24 protein-coding genes are annotated in these 23586 nt (G+C 69.7%); 13 read left to right on the top strand and 11 right to left on the bottom strand.

Going from position 1 to position 23586, the window contains the following annotated elements:
• Positions 1-80 precede the first annotated feature (80 nt).
• Genes ACN27E_RS09460 through ACN27E_RS09450 form a run of 3 tightly spaced genes read left to right on the top strand, consistent with a single transcriptional unit; the run spans position 81 to position 2289 of the window.
• Entirely contained in the window at positions 81-1205 is a 1125-nt protein-coding gene (locus tag ACN27E_RS09460; protein WP_422748502.1) for an FAD-dependent oxidoreductase, read from the top strand.
• Complete coding sequence (locus ACN27E_RS09455; protein ID WP_422748501.1) at positions 1202-1675, top strand: nuclear transport factor 2 family protein; 474 nt, start codon at positions 1202-1204, stop codon at positions 1673-1675. Before ACN27E_RS09460 ends, ACN27E_RS09455 begins: the two co-directional genes overlap by 4 nt.
• A complete protein-coding gene (locus ACN27E_RS09450) occupies positions 1672-2289 on the top strand; it encodes a DedA family protein (protein WP_422748499.1) in 618 nt (205 codons plus the stop codon). The genes ACN27E_RS09455 and ACN27E_RS09450 overlap by 4 nt, the downstream gene beginning before the upstream one ends.
• Here ACN27E_RS09450 and ACN27E_RS09445 read toward each other — a convergent pair.
• Positions 2267-2662: an MmcQ/YjbR family DNA-binding protein gene (locus ACN27E_RS09445; protein ID WP_422748497.1), complete on the bottom strand. Its 396-nt coding sequence runs from the start codon at positions 2660-2662 to the stop codon at positions 2267-2269. The genes ACN27E_RS09450 and ACN27E_RS09445 overlap by 23 nt on opposite strands.
• 73 nt (positions 2663-2735) lie before the next feature.
• Here ACN27E_RS09445 and ligA point away from each other — a divergent pair, with 73 nt between their 5' ends.
• A complete protein-coding gene (ligA, locus tag ACN27E_RS09440; RefSeq protein WP_422749749.1) occupies positions 2736-4835 on the top strand; it encodes an NAD-dependent DNA ligase LigA in 2100 nt (699 codons plus the stop codon).
• On the opposite strand, the gene ACN27E_RS09435 is transcribed toward ligA, so the two are convergent.
• Positions 4832-5395, bottom strand: coding sequence for a hemerythrin domain-containing protein (locus tag ACN27E_RS09435; protein ID WP_422748495.1), 564 nt, complete (start codon positions 5393-5395; stop codon positions 4832-4834). The two genes, ligA and ACN27E_RS09435, sit on opposite strands and share 4 nt — an antisense overlap.
• A gap of 170 nt (positions 5396-5565) precedes the next feature.
• Here ACN27E_RS09435 and ACN27E_RS09430 point away from each other — a divergent pair, with 170 nt between their 5' ends.
• Positions 5566-5820: a hypothetical protein gene (locus ACN27E_RS09430; protein ID WP_422748493.1), complete on the top strand. Its 255-nt coding sequence runs from the start codon at positions 5566-5568 to the stop codon at positions 5818-5820.
• A 1-nt stretch (position 5821) separates the two neighbouring features.
• Here ACN27E_RS09430 and ACN27E_RS09425 read toward each other — a convergent pair whose 3' ends face one another.
• On the bottom strand, positions 5822-6481 hold the full coding sequence (locus ACN27E_RS09425) for an amino acid-binding protein (RefSeq protein WP_422748491.1): 660 nt from the start codon (positions 6479-6481) through the stop codon (positions 5822-5824).
• Positions 6482-6547: 66 nt separating this feature from the next.
• Here ACN27E_RS09425 and gatC point away from each other — a divergent pair, with 66 nt between their 5' ends.
• The 4 genes from gatC (at position 6548) to gatB (ending at position 11018) form a co-directional block, all read left to right on the top strand.
• Positions 6548-6886 (top strand): Asp-tRNA(Asn)/Glu-tRNA(Gln) amidotransferase subunit GatC, encoded by a 339-nt coding sequence (gene gatC / locus ACN27E_RS09420; protein ID WP_422748489.1) that lies wholly within the window; start codon positions 6548-6550, stop codon positions 6884-6886.
• Positions 6883-8367, top strand: coding sequence for an Asp-tRNA(Asn)/Glu-tRNA(Gln) amidotransferase subunit GatA (gatA, locus tag ACN27E_RS09415; RefSeq protein WP_422748487.1), 1485 nt, complete (start codon positions 6883-6885; stop codon positions 8365-8367). The genes gatC and gatA overlap by 4 nt, the downstream gene beginning before the upstream one ends.
• 18 nt (positions 8368-8385) lie before the next feature.
• Entirely contained in the window at positions 8386-9417 is a 1032-nt protein-coding gene (locus tag ACN27E_RS09410) for an ATP-dependent 6-phosphofructokinase (RefSeq protein ID WP_422748485.1), read from the top strand.
• Between the two features lie 98 nt (positions 9418-9515).
• The gene (gene gatB / locus ACN27E_RS09405) at positions 9516-11018 is read left to right on the top strand and encodes an Asp-tRNA(Asn)/Glu-tRNA(Gln) amidotransferase subunit GatB (protein ID WP_422748482.1); all 1503 of its coding nucleotides are present in this window, start codon (positions 9516-9518) and stop codon (positions 11016-11018) included.
• A gap of 35 nt (positions 11019-11053) precedes the next feature.
• On the opposite strand, the gene ACN27E_RS09400 is transcribed toward gatB, so the two are convergent.
• From ACN27E_RS09400 to ACN27E_RS09385, 4 genes are read right to left on the bottom strand one after another with little or no spacing between them, the layout of a single operon-like run.
• Positions 11054-12262 (bottom strand): hypothetical protein, encoded by a 1209-nt coding sequence (locus tag ACN27E_RS09400; protein ID WP_422748480.1) that lies wholly within the window; start codon positions 12260-12262, stop codon positions 11054-11056.
• A complete protein-coding gene (locus ACN27E_RS09395) occupies positions 12249-13028 on the bottom strand; it encodes a sugar phosphate isomerase/epimerase family protein (RefSeq protein WP_422748478.1) in 780 nt (259 codons plus the stop codon). The genes ACN27E_RS09400 and ACN27E_RS09395 overlap by 14 nt, the downstream gene beginning before the upstream one ends.
• Before the next feature lie 9 nt (positions 13029-13037).
• Positions 13038-14207 (bottom strand): sulfotransferase family protein, encoded by a 1170-nt coding sequence (locus ACN27E_RS09390; RefSeq protein WP_422748477.1) that lies wholly within the window; start codon positions 14205-14207, stop codon positions 13038-13040.
• A complete protein-coding gene (locus ACN27E_RS09385) occupies positions 14204-15331 on the bottom strand; it encodes an LLM class flavin-dependent oxidoreductase (protein WP_422749747.1) in 1128 nt (375 codons plus the stop codon). The genes ACN27E_RS09390 and ACN27E_RS09385 overlap by 4 nt, the downstream gene beginning before the upstream one ends.
• 137 nt (positions 15332-15468) lie before the next feature.
• Here ACN27E_RS09385 and ACN27E_RS09380 point away from each other — a divergent pair, with 137 nt between their 5' ends.
• From ACN27E_RS09380 to ACN27E_RS09370, 3 genes are read left to right on the top strand one after another with little or no spacing between them, the layout of a single operon-like run.
• Complete coding sequence (locus ACN27E_RS09380; protein WP_422748475.1) at positions 15469-16698, top strand: acetyl-CoA C-acetyltransferase; 1230 nt, start codon at positions 15469-15471, stop codon at positions 16696-16698.
• A 1-nt stretch (position 16699) separates the two neighbouring features.
• On the top strand, positions 16700-17476 hold the full coding sequence (locus ACN27E_RS09375; protein WP_422748473.1) for an enoyl-CoA hydratase/isomerase family protein: 777 nt from the start codon (positions 16700-16702) through the stop codon (positions 17474-17476).
• A 16-nt stretch (positions 17477-17492) separates the two neighbouring features.
• Positions 17493-18788 carry an acyl-CoA dehydrogenase family protein gene (locus tag ACN27E_RS09370; protein ID WP_422748471.1) on the top strand — a complete coding sequence of 432 codons (1296 nt, stop codon included), beginning with the start codon at positions 17493-17495 and terminating at the stop codon, positions 18786-18788.
• On the opposite strand, the gene ACN27E_RS09365 is transcribed toward ACN27E_RS09370, so the two are convergent.
• Positions 18785-19522, bottom strand: coding sequence for an SDR family NAD(P)-dependent oxidoreductase (locus tag ACN27E_RS09365; RefSeq protein ID WP_422748469.1), 738 nt, complete (start codon positions 19520-19522; stop codon positions 18785-18787). The two genes, ACN27E_RS09370 and ACN27E_RS09365, sit on opposite strands and share 4 nt — an antisense overlap.
• Before the next feature lie 16 nt (positions 19523-19538).
• Complete coding sequence (locus ACN27E_RS09360) at positions 19539-20933, bottom strand: MFS transporter (protein ID WP_422748467.1); 1395 nt, start codon at positions 20931-20933, stop codon at positions 19539-19541.
• 105 nt (positions 20934-21038) lie between these two features.
• Between ACN27E_RS09360 and ACN27E_RS09355 the strand changes: the two genes are divergently transcribed.
• Positions 21039-21755: a TetR/AcrR family transcriptional regulator gene (locus ACN27E_RS09355; RefSeq protein ID WP_422748466.1), complete on the top strand. Its 717-nt coding sequence runs from the start codon at positions 21039-21041 to the stop codon at positions 21753-21755.
• On the opposite strand, the gene ACN27E_RS09350 is transcribed toward ACN27E_RS09355, so the two are convergent.
• Together ACN27E_RS09350 and ACN27E_RS09345 are read right to left on the bottom strand one after the other, a co-directional pair.
• Positions 21752-22717, bottom strand: a complete 966-nt coding sequence (locus tag ACN27E_RS09350; RefSeq protein ID WP_422748464.1) for a phosphotransferase family protein — start codon at positions 22715-22717, stop codon at positions 21752-21754. The genes ACN27E_RS09355 and ACN27E_RS09350 overlap by 4 nt on opposite strands.
• Positions 22698-23528, bottom strand: coding sequence for an SDR family NAD(P)-dependent oxidoreductase (locus tag ACN27E_RS09345; protein ID WP_422748462.1), 831 nt, complete (start codon positions 23526-23528; stop codon positions 22698-22700). Before ACN27E_RS09345 ends, ACN27E_RS09350 begins: the two co-directional genes overlap by 20 nt.
• Positions 23529-23586: the final 58 nt, after the last annotated feature.

Below are 23586 nucleotides of genomic sequence, written 5' to 3'. Positions count from 1 at the left end.
TGGAGTTAACAAGCCCGCGTCCCTAGCGTCGGAAGCAGAACGACGACACGAAGGAGAACCGGCATGAACGAATACTCGCGATGGGTCGCGCACTGATGCGCGCGGTGGTGATCGGCGCCGGCATCGTCGGCTTGACCAGCGGACTGGCGCTGCGCCGCGCCGGGCTCGACGTCGTGGTCTACGAACGCGCACCGGAGATCCGCGCGTCCGGAACGGGTCTGGGGCTCTGGGCCAATGCGCTCGCGGTCTTCGGCGACCTCGGTGTGGGGGAGCAGATCCGAGCCATCGGTGAACCGGGTGAGATGTATTTCCACGACGCGGCGGGTCAACTGCTCACGACGCCCGGGTTCGGCGAGGAGGACCACCGGTTCCTCCTGGTGCACCGGGCCAAGCTCAACGACCTGCTCGCCGACGCCGTGGGTCGCGAGAACATCCGACTGGCAACCGGATTCGACCGATACGACGAGTGTCCCGACGGCGTCACCGTCCGGCTCGACGACGGTGCCGAGACCGTCGCGGATGTCCTCGTCGGCGCCGACGGTGCGTTCTCCAGGGTGCGGACGCAGCTGGTGCCGGACTCCGCCGCCCGCGAACATCCCGGCCACCACGTATGGCGCGCCCTCATCCCCAACCCGGGGATCACGTTGACCGACAACAGGTTGATCCTCGGCGCACACCGGTGCCGCGGCGGATATGTGCGCACCTACGACGGGAGTCTGTACTGGCTGGTGAACCAGTTCGACACCCCGGCCCTGCACGGCACCCGCAAACAGCAGGCGCTCGAACGCGCGGCGCACCTCGGCGAGCAGGGCCGCAGCGGCATCCTGGCCGAGCTCATCGCCGCGACCCCCGAGGAGGCAATCCTGCACAACCAGATCATGATCGTTCCGCCACTGCGGCACTGGGTCTCGGCCCGCGTCGCGCTGGCCGGCGATGCGGCGCACGCGATGTCACCGCACATCACCGCGGGCGCCACCCTGGGAGTGGAGGACGCCGCGCTCCTCGGCCACCTCCTCACCCCGCAGGCCGACGTACCCGCGGCGCTGCTGGCCTACCAGACCGACCGGATTCCGCGCTACGCCCATGTCGCGCAGCTGTCCGCCGCGGTCGAACACGCCCCGACTCCGGCGGAGTTCGCCGGACACTACGCCGCATTCCACCACTGGATGCTCAATGCGCAACCCGGCGAGCGGGTTTCGGCATGACCGGGTACGACGAGCTGGTGGACCGATCAGCCATCGCCGAGGTCGTCGCCGGCCTGGCCCACGCCCAGGACGACCGCGACTGGACGACACTGCACGCCCTGTTCGCCGACCGGGTCACCCTCGATCTGTCGACTCACTACTACGGCACGCCGCCGACCACCATGGCCGCCGCCGACCTGGTCGCGCTGGCCCGCAGGGGTTTGACGGGCTTCGACTGCACCCACCACGCCGCATCCAATCTCCGCACCCGGTTGGCCGGCGATGAGGCGCGCAGCCGCGCACACATGGTCGCCTACCACCACCTGTCGACCGGGCCAGGGGCCGTCGACTTCTGCACCATGCGCGGATACTGGGAACTCGAGCTACGAAAAGCTCAGGGACAGTGGCGGATCGAGCGCTGGTCGGTGGTCCGCACGGCCCCGTGGGAGGGCAGCCCGCAGCTCTACGACCTGGCAGCCAACGCCTCATGATCGACTGGCTGCAGTACGCGCAGGACCTGGCCTCCTCGCCGTGGCTGTACCTCATCCTGATCGCGGTGTCGCTGCTCGATTCGTTCCTGCCCGCAATCCCGAGCGAACCGGTCGTGGTCGTCGCGGGCGTCTACGCGGCCAGCGGCGAGGCACAGCTCGTCCCTGTGCTCGCCGCCACGGCGCTGGGCGCTTTCCTGGGCGACATGGTGCCCTACGGACTCGGCCGCCTCATGGCCGAGCGCATGCTCGCGCGGCTGACGCCGGGGACCAGGGTGCGCAGCGCGCACGACTGGCTGAAATCCCAACTCGAAGCCCGCGCCGGGTACGTCCTCATCACGTCGCGCTTCATCCCGGTCGGGCGGTACCTGGTGACACTGACCGCCGGCATCACCCGTCTGGCCTGGCCCACGTTCGCCGGCTATACGGCCATCTCGTGCACCGCATGGGCGACCTACACCGTGCTCGCCGGATACGCCGGCGGCGCCCTGTTCGGCGACAACCTGCTCGCCGGGATCGGCGTCGGCCTCGGCCTGGCGCTCCTCACGAGCGGCGCCGTCGAAGCGACCCGGCTGGTCGCACGGCGCCGGCGCGTCAGCCTGCGTCGAGTGCCCTGACCAGGCGGCGCGGCGCGACCATCCGGTACGAGGCGTCGACGAGTTCGCGCACCTCCGCCCAGTCCACCTCCGCCCTGACGAAGTCGAGCCCGACCCAGCCCGAGGCCCCGAGGTAGGCCGGATGGAAGAAGCGGTCGTCGGCCTGCAGCGCGGCGCGGTCGGAGTCGTCGACCTTGACGAGCAGGCAGTGCGGCACCGCGGACATCTCGCCGGATTCCCTGGTACTGCCGCCGTACATCGCGAACATCTTCCCCGCGAAGAACCCCGGCCTGCCGTGCGACACCTTCTCGACGGCCTCGGGGAAGCTCAGCGCGATGCCACGCACCTCGGCCAGGCCGGGGTCGTCCTCACGAAACATGATCGGATGGGGCACAGTCGTCACGCTAAACGGTGTCGGTGCACTTCGATAGCCTTCGACTGTGAGCTCCAAGGACGCCGAGGCGGCGCTGACACAGCAGGCCGACGAGGCGACGGATCCCGACGTCCGCCGCGAGTGGCAGGAGCTGGCCGACGAGGTCCGCGGTCATCAGTTCCGCTATTACGTGCGGGACTCGCCGATCATCACCGACGCGGAGTTCGACGCCCTGCTGCGCCGTCTGGAGGCGCTGGAGGAGGCTCATCCCGAGCTGCGCACCCCGGATTCGCCGACCCAGCTCGTGGGCGGCGCGGGCTTCGCGACCGACTTCACCCCGGCCGAGCACCTCGAGCGGATGCTCAGTCTGGACAACGTCTTCGACCCCGACGAGCTCGCCGCGTGGGCGGGTCGGCTCAAGAGCGAGATCGGCGATGACGCCCACTACCTCTGCGAACTCAAGATCGACGGGGTCGCGCTGGCACTGGTGTACCGCGACGGTCGCCTCGAGCGCGCCGCCACCCGGGGCGACGGGCGCACCGGGGAGGATGTGACGCTCAACGCCCGCACGATCGACGACATCCCCGAGCGGCTCACCGGCACCGACGAGTTCCCGGTGCCGACGGTGCTCGAGGTCCGCGGCGAGGTGTTCTTCCGGGTCGCCGACTTCGAGGAGCTCAACGCCGGTCTCGTCGCCGAAGGTAAGACGCCGTTCGCCAACCCCCGCAACAGCGCCGCGGGCTCGCTGCGCCAGAAGAACCCGGCGGTCACCGCCCGCCGCAGGCTGCGGATGATCTGCCACGGCCTCGGCCGGATCGAGAGCCCCGGCGGCTTCCCGTTCACCACGCTGCGCGACGCATACCGCGCGTTGCAGGCGTGGGGCTTGCCGGTGTCCACCCACACCGCGCGGGTGCAGGGCCTCGACGCGGTGACCGAGCGGATCGCCTACTGGGGTGAGCACCGCCACGACGTCGAACACGAAATCGACGGTGTGGTGGTCAAAGTCGACGAGGTGGCGCTGCAGCGCCGGCTCGGTTCCACCTCCCGCGCGCCGCGGTGGGCCATCGCCTACAAGTATCCGCCGGAGGAGGCGCAGACCAAGCTGCTCGACATCCGGGTCAACGTCGGGCGCACCGGTCGCGTCACACCGTTCGCCTACATGGAACCGGTCAAGGTGGCCGGCTCGACGGTGGGCCTCGCGACCCTGCACAACGCTTCGGAGGTGAAGCGCAAGGGCGTGCTGATCGGCGACACAGTGGTGATCCGCAAGGCCGGGGACGTCATCCCCGAGGTGCTCGGCCCGGTCGCCGATCTGCGCGACGGCTCGGAGCGCGAATTCGTCATGCCGACCCACTGTCCGGAGTGCGGCACCGAACTCGCTCCGGCCAAGGAGGGTGACGCCGACATCCGCTGCCCCAACTCGCGCACCTGTCCGGCGCAGCTGCGCGAGCGCGTGTTCCATGTCGCTGGTCGCGGTGCGTTCGACATCGAGGGTCTCGGCTACGAGGCCGGGATCGCGCTACTGCAGGCCGGGGTGATCACCGACGAGGGCGACTTGTTCACCCTCACCGAGGACGATCTGCTGCGGACGGACCTGTTCACCACCAAGAACGGCCAGCTCTCGGCCAACGGCAAGCGGCTGCTGGCCAACCTGGGCAAGGCGAAGGCCCAGCCGCTGTGGCGGGTGCTGGTGGCGTTGTCGATCCGCCACGTCGGGCCCACGGCGGCCCGCGCGCTGGCCACCGAATTCGGCAGTCTCGACGCCATCACCGCCGCCGACGAGGGGGCACTCGCCGCCACCGAGGGCGTCGGGCCGACGATCGCCGCCGCGGTCAAGGAGTGGTTCACCGTCGACTGGCATTGCGCCATCGTCGAGAAGTGGCGCGAGGCCGGGGTTCGGATGGCCGACGATCGCGACGAGGGCATCGAACGAACCCTGGAGGGTCTGTCGATCGTGGTCACCGGGTCGCTTCCCGGCTTCTCCCGCGACGAGGCTAAGGAGGCGATACTCATACGCGGCGGGAAGGCCGCCGGGTCCGTGTCGAAGAAGACGGCGTACGTGGTCGCCGGTGACTCACCCGGATCCAAGTACGACAAGGCCGTCGAACTCGGCGTGCCGATCCTCGACGAGGACGGTTTCCGCCGGCTGCTCGCGAACGGACCCGACGACCCAGCGGCGGACGCGGCCGGTTAGGCCGCGCCGCGCAGGGCGTCGCGGGCCCGGTCGAGCAGCGACGCGAACGGACCGACGGCGAAGTTGACCGCTGCCGACTCGACGCCCGGATGCGGATGCGTCGGCGCGATCCGCTCGGCGACCTGGACCGCCACGGCCATCCGCTCGAGCTCCTCGGCCTCCAGATTCTCGGTGAGCAGCGGGAACTCCTCGGTCTCCTCTTTCTCGGCGTGCTCGAGCACGGCGGCCTGGAGGTGGATGAGCGCCTTGCCGAATTCGGCGGAGTCGATGTCGAGTTTCTCCAGCTCGGACAATGCGACCTTGGAGTCGTGCTCCTCGGCGAGGCGGGCGTCGACGACCGCGTCACCGTTGTCGGCCTTGCGGCGCACCCGCGGGTGCACCATCATCTCCTCGGCCGTCTCGTGGACCGCGAGCAGCGTGCGCAGCCGGGTGAACGCCTGCTGGCGTGTCTTCGCGTCCGACGCGTCGAGCGTGGCGGTGAACGCCTGCCGGATCGTTTCGTGCTGGGCCTTGAGATAGTCGACGACGTCCTGACCAGTGGTGATGGGGCTGTTAGCCACGCGAGAAACCTCCGCATGTCGGGTGCTCAACGAGTCGGCGCAGTGGGCTGCGCGCCGCTGATTCGATACCCGTACCGCCGTCCCACAAAACGGCTGCTCGGGTTTGGCCCTCGACGTCCCGGGAACCCCGACGGAGACACCAAACCGACCCCGGCGAGGAGCGATTTCCCATGGCGACGTGCGACACCTGCGGCAACCACTACGACAAGGCGTTCACCGTGACGTGGGCCGATGGACGCAGTGCGACCTTCGACAGCATCGAGTGCGCGGCCGTGAAGGTGGCCCCCGAATGCGCCCACTGCGGATGCCGCATCCTCGGCCACGGCATCGAGACCGAAGAGGCGATCTTCTGCTGCGCCCACTGCGCCCGTAAGGACAGCAACGCCGACGTCAACGACCGCTACCCGGTGCCGGCGAGCGGCTGAGTCAACGCAGGATGGTCGCGACGATGCCGGCCAGATAACCCAGCCGGGCCACTTCTGACGGACGGAACGCCGGCCCACCCGGCCGGCCCAGCACCACTGCGGTCCGGTCGTCTCCCAGCGGTGCAGCGGCCAAGGTGGTGTCCATATCGCGCCACACCTGCGGCACCCAGTCGGCGGTCTCGTCCAGGGCGGCGGCCCGGGCCAGCGGCAGCCAGGGTGCGATGGTGGCCTGGGTCTCGGGCGCGCCGTGGCTTCCGACGATGCGCTCCAGCTCGGCCTCGCCGAGGCGGACGATCGTGCACCACCCGACCCGCAGCACCCTGGGCGCCTCGTCGGCGAAGGCCTGCAGCTTCGCCGACCGCCCCGGGGCCGCGGCGGTGTGGTCGATCAGTTCGAGTTCGCGGTGGGCTTCCAGCAGGCCGGTGTGCGGACGGATCGTGTCGACGTGCACCCCGGGTAGCGTCTCAGCCGCGGTGATCACCATGTCGGGCATGGCCCCGGCCGGCAGTTCGACGACGAGATCGTCGATGGCGTAGCCGGTGCCGCGCTCCACCACGTCCAGCGAGAGGATGTCGGCGCCCACCGAACCGAGCGCGACGGCCAGTGCGCCGAGGCGACCGGGCCGGTCTTCGAGCTCGACCCGCAGCAGATAGGAGGGCACGGCGACCACTGTCGCACGGGCCTCGGCGCAGAAGCGACTCGAGCACAGGGACTAGGCTGCGTGGTCGTGTCGCAGATCTCCCGAGACGAGGTGGCCCACCTCGCGCGCCTGGCCCGGCTGGCGCTGACCGACAGTGAACTCGACAGCTTCGCCGGTCAGCTCGACGCCATCCTCGACCATGTCGGAGCGATCCAGGCCGTGGACGTCACCGGCGTGGAGGCCACCGACAACCCGCTGTCCGGACGGCGGGCAGGAGCGGAGCGACCCGGGGAGCCGGGTCTGGTCAATGTCACCCGTCCGGACACCGTCGAACCGTGCCTGACGCAGGGCCAAGCGCTCGACGCGGCGCCCAACGCCGCGGACGGCCGTTTCGCGGTCCCGCGGATTCTGGGGGAGGCGGAATGAGCAACCAGCTGATTCGCGAGGACGCCGCCACACTGGCCGGCCGCATCGCAGCCAAGCAGATCTCCTCGGTCGAGTTGACCCAGGCCTGTCTGGACCAGATCGCCGCCACCGACGACCGCTACCACGCGTTCCTGCACGTCGCGGGGGACGGGGCGCTGGCCGAAGCCGCCCGCGTCGACGCCGCCATCGCTGCCGGAGAGCAGCTGCCGTCCCCGCTGGCCGGTGTCCCGGTCGCGCTCAAGGACGTGTTCACCACCACGGACTCGCCGACGACCTGCGGTTCGAAGATCCTCGAGGGATGGCGCTCGCCGTACGACGCGACGGTCACCCTGCGGCTGCGGGCGGCGGGTATCCCGATCCTCGGCAAGACGAACATGGACGAGTTCGCGATGGGCAGCTCGACCGAGAACTCGGCCTTCGGCCCGACCCGCAACCCCTGGGACACCGACCGGGTGCCCGGTGGCTCGGGCGGCGGCAGCGCCGCGGCGCTGGCCGCCTTCCAGGCGCCGCTGGCGATCGGCACCGATACCGGCGGCTCGATCCGTCAGCCGGCGGCGCTCACCGCGACGGTGGGGGTCAAGCCGACCTACGGCACGGTGTCGCGGTATGGGCTGGTGGCGTGCGCCTCGTCGCTGGACCAGGGCGGGCCGTGCGCCCGTACGGTGCTCGACACCGCGCTGCTGCACGAGGTCATCGCGGGCCACGACCCCAAGGATTCGACGTCGGTGGCCGCGCAGGTGCCCGACATCGTCGCCGCGGCGCGCGCCGGCGCGCAGGGTGATCTGCGCGGGGTGAAGATCGGCGTGGTCAAACAGCTGCGCGGTGAGGGATACCAGGCCGGCGTGCTGTCGTCGTTCACCGCCGCGGTCGACCAGCTGACCGCACTGGGCGCCGAGGTCACCGAGGTCGACTGCCCGAATTTCGACCACTCGCTGGCCGCGTACTACCTGATCCTGCCCTCGGAGGTGTCGTCGAACCTCGCGCGGTTCGACGCGATGCGCTTCGGACTGCGCGTCGGCGACGACGGCACCCACAGCGCCGAAGAGGTGATGGCGCTGACCCGCGCGGCCGGGTTCGGTCCGGAGGTCAAGCGCCGCATCATGATCGGCACGTATGCGCTGTCGGCGGGCTACTACGACGCCTACTACAACCAGGCGCAGAAGGTGCGCACGTTGATCGCCCGCGACCTCGAGGCGGCCTACGAGAAGGTCGATGTGCTGGTCTCGCCGACGACGCCGACCACGGCGTTCCGCCTCGGCGAGAAGGTCGACGATCCGCTGGCGATGTACCTGTTCGACCTGTGCACGCTGCCCCTGAACCTCGCCGGCCACTGCGGTATGTCGGTGCCGTCGGGACTGTCGCCGGACGACAATCTGCCGGTCGGGCTGCAGATCATGGCACCGGCGCTGGCCGACGATCGGCTCTACCGGGTGGGTGCGGCCTACGAGTTGGCGCGAGGACCGCTGCCAACGGCGCTGTGACAGGGGAGGATGGCAACCATGCGCATTGGAGTTCTCACCGGCGGTGGTGACTGTCCCGGCCTGAACGCCGTCATCCGGGCGGTGGTCCGCACTTGCGATGTCCGCTACGGATCCTCGGTGGTCGGATTCCAGGACGGGTGGCGCGGTCTGCTGGAGAACCGGCGTATCCAGTTGCGCAACGATGACCGCAACGATCGGTTGCTGGCCAAGGGCGGCACGATGCTGGGCACCGCGCGGGTGCATCCGGACAAGCTGCGCGCCGGACTCGACCAGATCAAGCAGGTGCTCGACGACAACGGCATCGACGTGCTGATCCCGATCGGCGGTGAGGGCACGCTGACCGCGGCGCACTGGTTGAGTGAGGAGAACGTGCCGGTGGTCGGGGTGCCGAAGACCATCGACAACGACATCGACTGCACCGATGTGACGTTCGGGCACGACACCGCGCTCGGGGTGGCCAGTGAGGCGATCGACCGGCTGCACTCCACCGCCGAATCGCATCAGCGGGTGATGCTCGTCGAGGTCATGGGCCGTCACGCCGGGTGGATCGCGCTGAACGCCGGTCTGGCCTCCGGAGCGCATATGACGCTGATTCCCGAGCAACCCTTCGACGTCGAAGAGGTGTGCCGCTTGATCAAGAGCCGGTTCGTGCGGGGGGATTCACACTTCATCTGCGTGGTGGCCGAGGGCGCCAAACCGGCTGAAGGCACGATGCAGTTGCGTCAGGGTGGTCTCGACGAATTCGGACACGAGAAGTTCACCGGGGTGGCCCAGCAGTTGGCGGTCGAGGTGGAGAAGCGGGTGCGCCGCGATGTGCGGGTGACCGTGCTCGGCCATGTCCAGCGCGGCGGCACGCCGACCCCGTACGACCGGGTGCTGGCGACCCGGTTCGGGGTCAATGCCGCCGACGCGGCGCACGCCGGCGAATACGGGATGATGGTGTCGCTGCGCGGCCAGGAGATCGGCCGGGTGTCGTTGGCCGATGCGACGCGTCAGCTCAAGCTGGTGCCGCAGAGCCGCTACGACGACGCCGCGGAATTCTTCGGCTGAGCTTCTCCCGCGAGCAGACAGAAACGCACCCGGTTCACGGCGTGTCGCGGGCTTTTTGCGTCTGCTCGGCGGGAAAGGCGACCAACTAGACTGGCGGCATGTCTGTCGCCACCGCCGAGCTGCTCGACTACGACGAGGTCGTCGACCGTTTCGATCCCGTCATGGGGCTGGAGGTCCACGTCGAGCTCTCGACGCAGACCAAGATGTTCTGCGGGTGCGCCAACCGCTTCGGCGCCGAACCGAACACCCAGGTGTGCCCGGTGTGCCTCGGTCTGCCCGGGTCGCTGCCGGTGCTCAACCAGGCCGCCGTCGAGTCGGCGATCCGCATCGGGCTGGCGCTGAACTGCGATATCGCCCCGTGGGGCCGGTTCGCCCGCAAGAACTACTTCTATCCGGACCAGCCGAAGAACTATCAGATCTCGCAGTACGACGAACCGATCGCGATCGACGGCTACCTCGACGTACCGCTGGACGACGGCTCGACGTGGCGGGTCGAGATCGAGCGCGCGCACATGGAGGAGGACACCGGCAAGTTGACCCACCTGGGCAGCGACACCGGCCGTATCGCGGGGGCGACAACGTCGCTGGCGGACTACAACCGGGCCGGCGTGCCGCTGATCGAGATCGTCACCCGGCCGATCGAGGGCACCGGCGCACGCGCCCCCGAGATCGCCCGCGCGTACACGACCGCCCTGCGGGATCTGTTGCGCGCCCTCGATGTGTCCGACGTCCGGATGGACCAGGGTTCGATGCGCTGTGACGTCAACCTGTCCCTGAAGCCGAAGGGCCAGAACGAGTTCGGTACCCGAACCGAGACCAAGAACGTGAACTCGCTCAAGAGCGTCGAGGTCGCGGTCCGCTACGAGATGCGCCGCCAGGCGGCGGTCCTCACCTCCGGTGGCCGGGTGCATCAGGAGACGCGCCACTTCCACGAGGACGGTTACACCTCGCCGGGTCGCAGTAAGGAGACCGCGGAGGATTACCGGTACTTCCCGGAGCCCGACCTCGAACCGGTCGCCCCCGAGGCCGAGCTCGTCGAACGTCTGCGTCAGACGTTGCCCGAGCTGCCGTGGTTGCGCCGCAATCGGATTCAGCAGGACTGGGGCATCTCCGACGAGGTGATGCGCGATCTGGTGAACAACGGTGTGATCGACCTGGTGACCGCGACCGTCGATCACGGCGCCGCCAGCGAGTCGGCCCGCGCGTGGTGGGGCAACTTCCTGGTGCAGAAGGCCAACGAAGTCGGGCGGACGGTGTCCGAATTGCCCATCACGCCGGCGCAGGTGGCCGCGGTCATCAGGCTCGTCGACGACGGCAAGCTGTCGAACAAGCTGGCCCGCCAGGTGGTCGAGGGCGTGCTGGCCGGTGAAGGTGAACCCGACGAGGTCATGAAGGCCCGCGGCCTGGAGGTGGTGCGCGACGATTCCGCGCTGCAGGCTGCCGTCGACGAGGCACTGGCGGCCAATCCCGGCATCGTGGAGAAGATCCGCGGCGGCAAGGTGCAGGCCGCGGGTGCGATCGTCGGTGCGGTGATGAAGGCCACCAAGGGGCAGGCCGACGCCGCGCGCGTGCGGGAACTCGTCCTGGCCGCTTGCGGCTAGGACCATCTGGCAGCGTCTGGCCGCCTGCGGCTGACCTACAGCCGGTGACGCCGGCGGATCCCGGTGAAGCGGTCCCACAGCTGGGCCGTGCGCTGTTCGGGGGTGACGGTCGTGGTGTCCGGCGGCAGCGCCGACGCGAGCTCGGACCGGCGGACCACGGTGGTGCTCAACGGCACCGGATGCCCGTCGAGCATGTGGCGGTAGGTGACGTTGCCGCGCGTGAAGCCCTGGGTGTCCAGCCAGTTGTGGTAACCCGGATCGTCGTGGGCGAGCACGATCCGGATCCGGCCGTCGCCGTCGACACGGGTCCGCGCCGGGGTGTAGCTGACGGGCCGGTACAGGTAGTCCATGCTGGTGAAGAAGGCGCCCATGTTGGTGAGCATCCACAGTCCCGCATGGGCGTCGAACTCGATGATGAGCGCGTTGTCGGGGCCCAGTTCCCAGTACATGTTCGCCGCGGAGCGACCGCGTTTGTCGTCGCCGTCGGTGGCGTCGGCGGCCGGAAAGCTGTTGGGGTGTGCGGCGTCGACACCGCCGTGGGCGAACGGGAATTCCGGCCAGTCGGCCATCAGACCGGTGACGAAGTCGCCGGCCCAGTCGACCGCAGCGAGGATGTCCGCGGCGGTCGGAACCGGGCGCGGGGAGTCCATGTCGATGCGTTCGATGTGCAGTTCGGCGGGCTGTTCGTCCCAGCGGTCGAAACCTTGCCGGATGAACAGCTTTCGGGAACCCGCGGTGGTCGGCAACCAGTTCCCGTCGCGGGGCGGTCCGCCGATGTGGAGCTCGAAGTCCCCGGCGATTCCGGTGTTGAGCTGGTGGCCGAACAGGTTGGCCTCCGGAACATCGCCGAACGGTTCGTGCAGCACCCCGGGACCGGATCGCCGCGGACCTTGCACCGTGACGTTGAAAAACGGTGCGCTGCCACGGTTGCCGGCGATGCGGTAGTGGTGCCGGCCGTCGATCCAGGCTTGGTGATAGGTGAAGTCGGCGCAGTCACCGCCCAACTTGCGCAGCGGCGTGCAGAAGGGATGCACGATCGGATAGCGGGTGTCGGCGGTTTCGAGCGCGAGATCGAAGGCCTGTCCGAGGTTCTGGGTGAGGAAACGGAACCCGTCGGCCCGCTGGAGTCCCGAGGTGCTGTTGTGGTCCTTGAACACCTGGGCGCCCGCGGCTTTGAGGCGGTCGCAGAACACCTCCCACGCTGCGGCCAGCGCGGCGTCGTCGGCGCCGTCACCGAACGCCATGGATGCTCTCCAGCCGATCGAGCATCGCGGCGACCGTTCGGCACGCCCGATGGGCGGCCTCGACGCGACCCTCGGATTCGATGCGGGGGCCGATCAATTCCAGGTCGAAGCCGTGCGGGTAGCCGGCGGCGAGCACGCGCGCGAGGAACGGTTCGATGGGGACGGCGCCGTCGCCGGGCACGGCCCGGGCCGGCAGCCACCGATCGCCGAGTACGTAGTCGCTGAGCTGGATCAACCGGGTGCGGGGCAGCGCGCGGTCGACGAGTGCGTCGAGGCCGGCCTCGGCCCAGCAGTGAAACAGGTCGATGCAGATGTCCAGGCCCGCCAGTTCAGCCAGGGTGATGGTGTCGCGCAGCGAGTGGGCGAAATGGATGTCGGCGTAGAGGCTGGACGCATTCTCGACGGCCAGGCAGATGCCGGCGTTCCCGGCCGCGGCCACCCCGGGCGCCACGGCGGCACAGAAGCGGTCGGCGGCCTGTTCCCAGTTCAGTCCACGTCGTCCGCCGGTCAGCAGGTAGACCATCGTCGCGCCGATGTCCGCGGCCGCGTCGATCACCCGCAGCAGCTCGTCGCTGGTCGAGAAGACATGGCAGACGGCGTGGGTGCGGTAGCCGCGCGCGGCGATCAGCGGGGCCAGCCCGGGGTCGGACAACTGGACGTCGACGAGGCTGAGCCGGTTAAGTCCCGCCGCGCGCCAGAAGCGGTCGAGCTCGTTCAGCGGGGCGCCGGTAAAGGTGACGCTGTGCACCGAGAGCCGGTCGTGCATCGCGATTCCTCAGTCCCGCTTCTCGATCGGTACGCCGAAGCGCTCACGGAACGGCCGGAATTCCTCGTTGAGGTCTGCGATGTTCTCACCGATGTCGGTCAGCAGGGAGGTCGAGTAGCGGAACTTGCCGTACCGGTCGCCGCGGTTGTTCGCCAGATAGTCGCGCATCGCGGTGTCGGCGGCCGCGGTCAGCGTGCGCCCGCAGAATCTGTAGTACGCCCGGACCGTCTCGACCGGGTCGGCGACGAAGTCGGTGTAGCGGACGTGGCGGATGCGTGGGTCGTCGACCATCGGATGGGTCATGGTGTTGGCGACGCTCGCCCGGGTCAGTTCCAGGTGCATCTTCGCCGCGGCGTGCAGATCGATGGGCCCGACGATGCCGTCGAGGATGTCGGCCATCATCATCGTGCGCGACGCGGCGACCTGGACCGGATCGCGGTGCAGCCACAGCAGGCGGGCATCCGGATAGGCGGCGAACAGTTCGGTGAGCCGGAAACCGTGAAAACCCTTGAGGACCCAGTACTTACGGGGGCGCGCGTACTGGAATTGCTGCAGCATCGCCGTGTGCAGACGGTACTGGGCGGCCGGGTCGGTGGGTAACCCTCCGACGAGCGTCTGCATCGGGACCCGCCACCACGCCGTCGGTGTCATCACCCGGAAGTCGAACGCCCACGTGCGCTCGTCCTCGGGCAGCCCGTCGCCGTGCATGTCGTTGTAGGGGTGGCTGTGCAGCCACTTCGGCATCTGTGCGTTGATCTCCCGCCAGTCGGCATCGGCCCGGGCGCGCCGTGGATCGTCGGGTTCACTCAGTCCTGGCGGGGGCGACGGATACATCACCTCCCAGAACCGCAGCGACCGGGCATCCGGGTCGACCGACATCAGGGCGTGCATGAGGGTGGTGCCCGAGCGGGGTTCGCCGGTGACGAACATCGGCGCCTCGATCACCTCGTCGGCGATCGGGTACCGGTCGCGATCGGCGAACAGTTCGAGTCGCGACGTCAGCAGCCACCGGCACACCTCCGAGGCCCGTTGCCGCCCGTCGGCATCCATGCCGAGCGCGTTGAGGTGGTCGACGGCCAGGCGGAAGCGCTCCGGCAGCGTCGGGTCACCGTAATCGGCGCGCCCGGTGTCCGCTTCGGCGCGGGCCAGCAGGTCGGCGGCGTCCAGCAGGTCGGTCATGGTTCGCCTCCACACAGACGGATCAGTTCATCTTCGGCCCGGCGCACGTTGGCGGCCGACGCCGCGGCGAACCGCAGCCCGGCCATGGCGCCGTAGTCCATGATCTTGGGCACCCGCAGACCGGCCTCGACGTAGGTCTTGACGATGCGGGCGACCTGTTCGGGGGTGCCGTGCGGGACCACCGCCAGTACCGCCTCGGGCTCCACGCGATTCAGGAAGTCCAGGATCCGCTCACGGGTCAGGGTCGCCGGGTCGATGTCCTGGAAGCCGCGCCAGTTCTCGCCCATCGGGTGGCGGAAGCCGAGCCCGCGCAGTGTCTCGGCCGACACCTGCAGCAGGAACGCCTTGACCAGCGGTGCTTCGAGGACGTCAGCCAGCGCCGCCTCGTCCGCGCCGATCAGGCAGACCTGGATGAAGCACGGCGTGATCGCGGCCGGGTCGCGGCCGGCCCGCTCGGCCGAGGTGCGGATGGCGGCGAGCATGTCCGCGTAGTGTTCGGGCGTCCACGCGCCGGCCGGCCACCAGCCGTCGGCGTGTCGGCCGACGATGTCGAGCATGCGGGGGCCGCTGGCGCCGATCCAGATCGGCGGGGGACTGCCGCCGTAGGGTTCGGTGTCCAGGCGCGCGTGGTCGAGCGTGTAGAACCGCCCCTGGAAGTCCACCGGTCCGTCGGAGTCCCACAGCAGCCTGATCACCTGTAGCGCCTCCTCGAACCGGCTGACCGGACGGGAGAAGTCGAAGCCGTAGGGCACGATGTTCTCGCTCTCGCCGCTGCCCAGCCCGAGGATGAATCGGCCACCGGCCAGGTGGTCGATCGTCAGGGCGCTCTGGGCCAGCGAGGCGGGGTGGCGGCGCACCGTGTCGACCACGCTGGTGACCAACGGTGTGCGCTCGGTCAGGACCGCGGCTGCCGCGGCCACGGCCATTCCGTCCAGGTGGCGGTGCGGCGACGGTGAGGCGGTGGCCAGATCGGTGAACTCCGGCGTCCAGATCGAGTCGGGCCAGAAGCTGACCATGTGGTCGGGCAGCCAGATCGAGTGATAGCGGCCGCTGTCGAGGGCGGCCAGGACCGACAGGTCGAGCGGCAGGGTGGTGCGCAGAAACGCGGCGGGCTGAACGGTCACCGCCGACGACACGCTGGGCACTCGCCCAGCTTAGGGGCGTGCGGTTGTTGCACCGAGAGTTTCGGGAGAATAGCCTTCTCGCGATACGTGAACGCGTTCTCGCCGAGTGCGCCGGCGCGTGACGAAGGGACCTGCCGATGACGGACGCCTGGATCCTCGACGCGGTGCGGACCCCGCGCGGGCGCGGCAGGGCCGACGGCGCGTTGCACGGGGTGCATCCGCAGGACCTGCTGGCCCAGTGCCTGGGTGCGCTCGTCGCGCGCGGCGGCTTCGACCCGGCCGACGTCGACGACGTGATCGCCGGCAACGGTCTGCTGGCCGGGGAGCACGGCGACGACATCGCCCGGCTCGCGCTGCTGCTGGCGGGCTGGCCGGAGACGGTGCCCGGGATGACGCTCAACCGGTTCTGCGGTTCCGGGCAGCAGGCGGTCACCGTCGCGGCGGCCGGCGTCGCCAGCGGAGCCCAGGATCTGGTGGTCGCCGGCGGCGTGGAATCCATGTCGCGGTGGGACGTGGGTGTGGGCGTTCCCACGATCGACGGTGCCAATCCCGCATTCCGGCAGCGGTATCCGACGGTGCCGCAGGGCATCTCGGCCGACCTAATCGCCTCGCTGGAGGGGTTCGGCCGCGCCGACGTCGACGGGTACGCCGCCGAGAGTCAGCGCCGCGCCGCCCAGGCCATCGCCGAGGGCCGGTTCGACCGGTCGATCATCGCGGTGACCGACGCGGACGGCACCACGCTGCTCGACAACGACGAGCACCCCCGGCCCGGCACCACCGTCGAGAAGCTCGCCGGACTGCGCCCGGCGTTCGCCGCGATGGGTGCCGCGGGAGTCGAGGGGGAGGGCCGCAGCTTCGACGAGATCTGCCTCGATCGGTATCCCAAGGTAGAGCGCATCGACCACGTGCACCACGCGGGCAACTCCTCCGGCGTGGTCGACGGAGCCGCGGCTGCCGTCATCGCGGCACCGGAATATGCCCGCGCACACGGCTTTTCGCCGCGAGCCCGCATCCGCGCGACCGCGGCGATCGGCAGTGAGCCCGTCATCATGTTGACCGCGCCGGGCCCGGCCGCGGCACGCTGCCTGGCCAAAGCGGGCATGCGCACCGGCGACATCGACCTCTGGGAGGTCAACGAGGCCTTCGCCGCGGTTCCGCTGAAGACGATCCGCGATCTCGATCTCGATCCGGAGCGGGTGAACGTCAACGGCGGCGCCATCGCGCTCGGCCACCCGATCGGCGCCACCGGCGCCATGCTGATCGGCACGGTGCTCGACGAACTCGAGCGTCGCGATCTGGCCATCGGGCTGGTGACGATGTGCACCGGCGGGGGCATGGGCACCGCGACGATCATCGAGCGGATCTGAGGTGGAGACCCTCGAACTCGACACCGCCACCGACGGTGTCGCCGTCCTGCGACTGAACCGGCCCGACCGCCTCAACGCGATCAACGAGGCGATGCGCGATGACCTGCTGCGGACGGTGACGGCGGTGGCGGGGGACCGGTCGGTGCGCGCTGTGGTGCTCACCGGGGCGGGTCGTGGCTTCTGCTCCGGTATCGACGTGCGGGACTTCGGCCCCGGCATGCTGGAGGCCACCGCGCCCGCGATCGACCGGATGCGCTTTCAGGAGGCGATGGCCGCACTCCCGCGGGCGATCCGCGAACTCGCGCAGCCGGTGATCGCCGCCGTCAACGGTGCGTGCGTGGGGGCGGGTTTCGCCCTGTGCCTGGCGGCCGACGTCCGGATCTGTTCGGCGACAGCCACATTCGGCAACGCCGCGATCCTGCTCGGGCTGTCCGGGGCGGAGATGGGGATGAGCTACCACCTGCCGCGGATCGTCGGCACCAGCGTCGCCGCCGACTGGATGCTCACCGGACGCACCGTGACGGCCGAGGAAGCCGACCGGCGTGGACTGGTCAGCCAGGTCGTCGAGCCCGACGAACTCCGTAGCCGTGCCCTCGAACTCGCGACGCGGATCGCCGGCCACGCGCCACTGGGCGTCGAGCTGACCAAGCGCGCGCTGCAGGTCAACACCGACGCCACACACCTCGAGGCGGCGCTCGAGCTGGAGAACCGTAACCAGGTACTCACCCATGCCACCGACGACGCCGCCGACCGGCGCTCGACGTGGTCCGGACGCTAGACGACAGGAGCGAAACATGGCCTGGGACTTCTCGACCGATCCCGAATGGGAGGAGCAGCTCAAGTGGGTGGAGGCCTTCGTCCGCGAGGAGTGCGAGCCGATCGACTACATCGTCAAGGAGTCCCACGACCTCGACGACCCGGTGCGCCAGGCGCTGATCCCGCCGCTGCAACAGATCGTCAAGGAGCGCGGCCTGTGGGCCACCCACCTCGGACCGCACCTCGGCGGGCCCGGTTTCGGCCAGGTGAAGCTGGCGCTGCTCAACGAGATTCTGGGCCGCAGCGAGTGCGCGCCGATCGTCTTCGGTTCACAGGCACCCGATTCCGGCAACAGTGAGATCCTGGCCCACTACGGCACCCCCGAACTCAAAGAGCGCTATCTGGAACCGTTGCTCGACAACCGGATCATCTCCTGCTTCTCGATGACCGAGCCCCAAGGCGGCGCCGATCCGAAGATCTTCGAGACCACCGCGGTGCCGGACGGCGACCACTGGGTCATCAACGGCGAGAAGTGGTACTCGTCGTTCGCCTCCAAGGCGTCGTTCCTCATCGTGATGGCGATGACCGATCCGGAAGCCGCGCCCTACGAACGGTATTCGATGTTCGTGGTGCCCGGTGACACCCCGGGGATCAACGTGCTGCGCGACGTCGGACTGGGCTATCAGCCGCTCGGCGGTGGCGGGCGCGAGGGCTACGTGCGGTATGAGAACGTGCGGGTGCCCGCCGATCACATGCTCGGTCCGCGCGGCGGTGCGTTCGTGGTGGCGCAGACCCGCCTCGGCGGCGGCCGGATCCATCACGCGATGCGCACGGTCGGACTGGTGCGACGCATCTTCGACATGATCACCGAACGCGCGGTGTCGCGCTACACCCAGGGCAGCGTGCTCGCCGACAAGCAGATGGTGCAGGAGATGGTCGCCGACTCCTGGATGGAGATCGAGGCGTTCCGGCTGCTGACCCTGCAGACCGCATGGAAGATCGACCAGTACAACGACTACAAGGCCGTGCGCGCCGACATCTCGGCGGTCAAGGCCATGATGCAGAAGGTGCTGCACGACGTGTCGGCGCGCGCCCTGCAGATCCACGGATCGCTGGGCACCAGCCACGAGATGCCGTTCGTGCAGTACCTCACCGAGTCGTTCGTGCTCGGGCTGGCCGACGGACCCACCGAGGTGCACAAGGTGACCCTGGCCCGGTTGTTGCTCAAGAATCGCGAGCCCGCACCCGATGTGTTCCCGTCGGAGCATCTGCTGCGGCTGCGCGCCGCCGCGGAGGAGAAGTTCGCCGACAAGCTGGCCGGGATCCCGCGCTAGCTCAACTCGACGACCGGCTGACCATCGCGGAACAGCATCCCGTTCGGGCCGTCCGGACCGAGGGTCGCGGCCCAGACGATGTCGCGGGCGCTCTCGGCCGCCGGGCGTGAGTGATCGTCGCCGCGTTCGGGGTGGGTCGCGGTGTCGCCGGGGTCGACGGCGTTGACGAGGATCGGGCCATCGGCGAGTTCACGGGAGAGGATGCCGGTCAGGACGGTGAGGTTGTACTTGGCCATGGAATAGGCGGGCGCGCGCAGGGGTGCGCCGAGGTCGAGTCCGGATGCGATCTGCTGGGCGGACACACTCGACACGTTGACGATGCGGGCGGCCGGAGCCCGGCGCAGCAGCGGCACCATCGCCGCGGTGAGGCGCCAGGATCCGACGACGTCGACGTCGAACGCGGCCCGCACCTCCTCCGGGTCGGCGTCGAGCGCGGCCAGCACGGTGTGGTCGGGTCCGTGCGTCGCGTTGTTGACCAGGACGTCGAGGTGGCCGAACGTCTGCTCGATGTGTTGGGCGGCATCGACGACGCTCTGACGTTCGGTGAGGTCGAGCGCGAGTGCGTCCGCGCTCAGACCGCGCGTTCGGAGCTCCTCGGCCAGGCCGTCGGCGCGCGCGCGGTCCCGAGCGCTGAGGATCACGTGGTAGCCGCGTTCGGCAAGCTGCTGCGCGACGGCGAATCCGATTCCCAGCGGGCGGCCGGAACCGGTGATGAGGGCGACTCGGGTGGGCATGGCGGACCTTTCGTGGTCAGGCAGGGGAGTGCCGTGGCTGCCGGGGCAGGAGCCCGACCAGGAGCAGCGTGCAGGCGAACAGGGCGGCGCACGCGGCGCCGACCGCGACACCGGCGTGCGAGTAGCCGGTCGCCATCGGCTCGTCGACCCGGGTGAAGAACACCGTGCCCAGGGCGGCCACTCCGACGGCGGACGAGAACTGCTGAACGGCGTTGAGCATGCCCGATCCCGTCCCGGCCTCTGCCGGCGTGGCGTCGCCGAGCACGTACTCGAACAGGGGAACGCCGACCAGGCCGGTGCCGAAGCCGATGGCGAGCAGTGCGGGCGCCAACGCGGCGACATCCAGTCGTTCCTGCCCGTGCGCGACGGTGACGCACAGCGCGATGGATCCCGCTGTCGCACAGCCCAGCCCCAGCTGCAGGGTGGCGCGTCCGACCCGCGCGGCCAGGATCGCGCCCGCCAGGCCCACACCGATTGCGCTGCCGAGCGCCCAGGGCACCAGTGCGAGACCGCAGCGCAGCGGTGTCCAGCCCATTCCCAGCTGGAGCAGCAGGTTGAGGGCCAGCAGAAAGCCGCTCTGCGCGGCGAAGAAGCCCGCCACGATGACCAGACCGACGACGAAGCTGCGCTTGGTGAACAGCGACGGGGCGATGACCGGATGACTGCTGCGCCGCTCAGACCTCACGAACAGCGTCAGCGAGATGCCTGAGGCCGCCATCATCGCGAAAGACCAGTTGGGCCAATGGAGTTCGCGGCCCTCCACAAGGGGGACGATGAGCAGGGCGCAGGAGAGGGTGAGCAGCCCGACGCCGGTCGGGTCGAGCCGGGCGGCGGGGTCCTCTCCGCTGTGGCGGGGCAGAACGCGGCGGCCGAACAGGTAGGCGGCGAACCCGATGGGGACGTTGATCAAGAAGATCGACCGCCAGCCGATGCCGAAGGGATCGAGGTGCAGCAGCCAGCCGGCCAGGATCGGACCGGCGACGGCGGCCAGCCCCATCAGCGGTCCGAAGGGCACGAACGCCCGACGCAACCGCTCCGGTGGGAAGACCACCGTGAGCAGCGCGAACCCCTGCGGGATCATCAACGATCCGAAGAGTCCCTGCGCGGCACGGGCGGCGATCAGGAACGCCACCCCGGGGGCGGCGCCGCACGCCAGTGAGGACGCGGTGAACCCTGCCATCCCGAGCAACAGCAGCCGACGCCGCCCGATCAGGTCGCCGAGCCGGCCTCCGGTGATCAGGCCGATCGCGAAGGTGACCGTATAGGCGGCCAGCACCCACTGCAGGGTGGATTCCTTCCCGCCCAGGTCGTCGCGAATGGCGGGACCGGCCAGGTTCGCGATTGTGGAGTCCAGCAGATCCATCAGATCGGCCACGAAGACCACCACCAGGACGAGGTATGCCCGGATCATCCCGCTCCGCGGAGCAGTGCCGCTCGGCATGGACGAACGGCGTTCGTTAAACACGAACAACGTTTTATTCGACGAACGGCGTACGTGTCAAGGTAGGCTGACCCGGTGCCCCGTGTAGATCCCAAGGCCCGGCGCGCTGCACGACATGCGCACCCCGCCGTGGTGCCGGCGCCGCCATCGAAGAAGCCGATCACGGTCGAGCGCATCGTCGAGGCGGCGCTCGACGTGGTCGCCACCCAGGGTTATGACGCGCTCACCATGCGCAGTGTGGCCGCGGAGTTGGACACCGGACCGGCGTCGCTGTACGCCCACGTGGTCAACAAGGCGGACCTCGACGAACTGCTCATCGGTCGGTTGTGCTCAGAAGTCGTTCTGCCGGCGCCCGATCCGGCCGGCTGGCAGGCGCAGATCCTCGATGTCTGTGCGCAGCTGCGCGATCGATACCTGCAATTCCCCGGCATCTCCCGCGCCGCCCTGGCCGTCGCGTCGACCAACCTCGACACGCTGCGGCTGGCCGAGGGCATGCTGGCGATCCTGCTCACCGGCGGGGTGGCGCCCCGCGCGGCGGCGTGGGCGATCGACGCCCTGACCCTGTACATCAACGCCTACACCCTCGAGATCTCCCTGATCCGTTCCCGGGCCGACAAGGGTGAGGACGACTGGGTGCTCGGCCGCGAAGAACTCGTGCGACGCCTCGAGGCGCTGCCCGCCGAGACCTTCCCGTACACGCGCAGGCATGCGGCGGAATTGACCTCCGGTGCCGACCACGAACGCTTCGACTTCACCGTCGGCCTGATCGTCGCCGATCTCGCCCGCGGCTAGTCGAGCAGTTCGCGGGCCCGCTCCAACAGCCGGGGCAGCGTGCCGGCCATCGCCTCCATATCGCGGTCGGGGGTACGGCGGCGCCGGTTGTGTTTGACGATCAGGGCCCACGTGGCGGTCGACTTGAAGCAGGCCAGTGCGGCGAACCAGTCGAGATCCTCGACGTCTGTCCCGCGGGCCGCGCGGTACACCTCGGCGAGTTCGCCGGGCGGCGGGGTGGCCCCGCGGTGGGGCGTCGGCCGGTCATAGGTGCACGGATCGCTGTTGATCAGGAACCAGCCGACGTCCACCCGCGGATCACCGACCGACCAGATCTCCCAGTCGATCACGGCCGTGATCCGCCCGCCGTCGGCCAGGAGATTGCCCAGCCGGAAGTCGCCGTGCACGATCGCCGCAGGCGCGCCGGCGGGCAGCGTGGCGCGCAGTGTCCCGGCCACCTCCCGCCACCCCGGCGCCAGCTCGGGGTCCACCGTGGTGAGGGTGCGCTCCCAGCGGGCGATCTCGTCCACCGGCCCCGATGTCGGCTCGTCGGCCAGGCCGACCGACTCCGGCGTCACCCGGTGCAGGTCGGCCATGGTGGTCGCCGCACTCCGGAAGCGCTGCGCGACAACATCTTCGGGTCCCGCGTCGGCGGAGTCGAACAGCGGCTCGACCGAATCGCCCGGCAGGAACGACATCACGAACAGCGGTGGCACGGCGGGCGGCGCGCCGGTGTCCTCGGCCAGCACCACCGGCACCGGCACTGCGGTGTGCTCAAGTGCCCGCAGCACGCGCGCCTGGCGCAGCACGTCGCGGTGCCCGGTCGGCGCGACCCCGGGCGGCGCCACCTTGACCACCACCGGATCGCCGTCCCGCACACCGGCATAGGTCAGGCTCGACGCGCCACCGCGCAGCGGCCGGACCTCGCGGACCCCGACGCCGGACAACCGGGCGGCGAGCTCATCAAGCGCGAGTTCGGTCACCGGTCCACCCGGCCTCCTGCAGGAACGACTGGGTGTGGGCAATCCGCCCGGTGAGTGTCGCGGGGTCCCCGGTGCACAGCCGCAGTGCCGTCTCGGTGATCAGCCCGATGTCCTCGGTGTCGGTCTTCGCCAGATCCAACGTGCCGGCTCCCGGGGTGGCGACCGGGTTGGTCGGCGCGGCGGCATTCACCGCGATACCGTCGTCGTACAGTTCCGCGGCAAGGCTTTTGGTCATCCGGTTCAGTGCGGCCTTCGCCGTGCCGTAGATGCCGAACCCGGCCGTGCGGTCGAATTCCGCGAACGGCGGGCCGTCGGGGAGGTCGCCGCCCACCGAGGTGATGTTCAGGATCCACCCGCGACCACGTTCACGCATAGCCGGAATGGCCAACTGGCACAGGTGTAACGGGCCCAGCAGATGCATCTCCAGCATCAGCCGGACCCGCTTGTCGGGGAACCCGTCGAGCGGCCGCAGGAACGTGACCGCGGCGTTGTTGACCAGGATGTCGGGGGAACCGACGGCCTCGACGGCTTCGGCGAACAGCCGCGCACGGTCGCCGGGGTCCGACAGGTCAGCGGCGATCGCGATCGCCGAACCGCCCGCGTCGCCGATCTCCTGAGCCGTCTGCCGCAGTGAACCTTGGTATCTCGGATCGGGATCGAGCGTGCGCGCGGTCAGGACGACCGTCGCGCCCTCCTCGGCCAGCCGGATCGCGATCGCCTTGCCGAGCCCCCGGCTGCTCCCGGTCACCAACGCGACCCTGCCCGCACACCGACCTGCCACGTCGCCTCCTCGCGAGAATGCGTCTTCCATCGAGGAGAATGACATTATCGCTTGGCGTGGCGTTGTCGGACGCGGACCGGCGAACCGG

It is taken from the genome of Mycobacterium sp. WMMD1722, assembly GCF_049315205.1.
Lineage (GTDB): Bacteria > Actinomycetota > Actinomycetes > Mycobacteriales > Mycobacteriaceae > Mycobacterium.
Note: the sequence above shows the minus strand (reverse complement) of the source record. Positions and strands in the feature narration are given on the sequence as shown.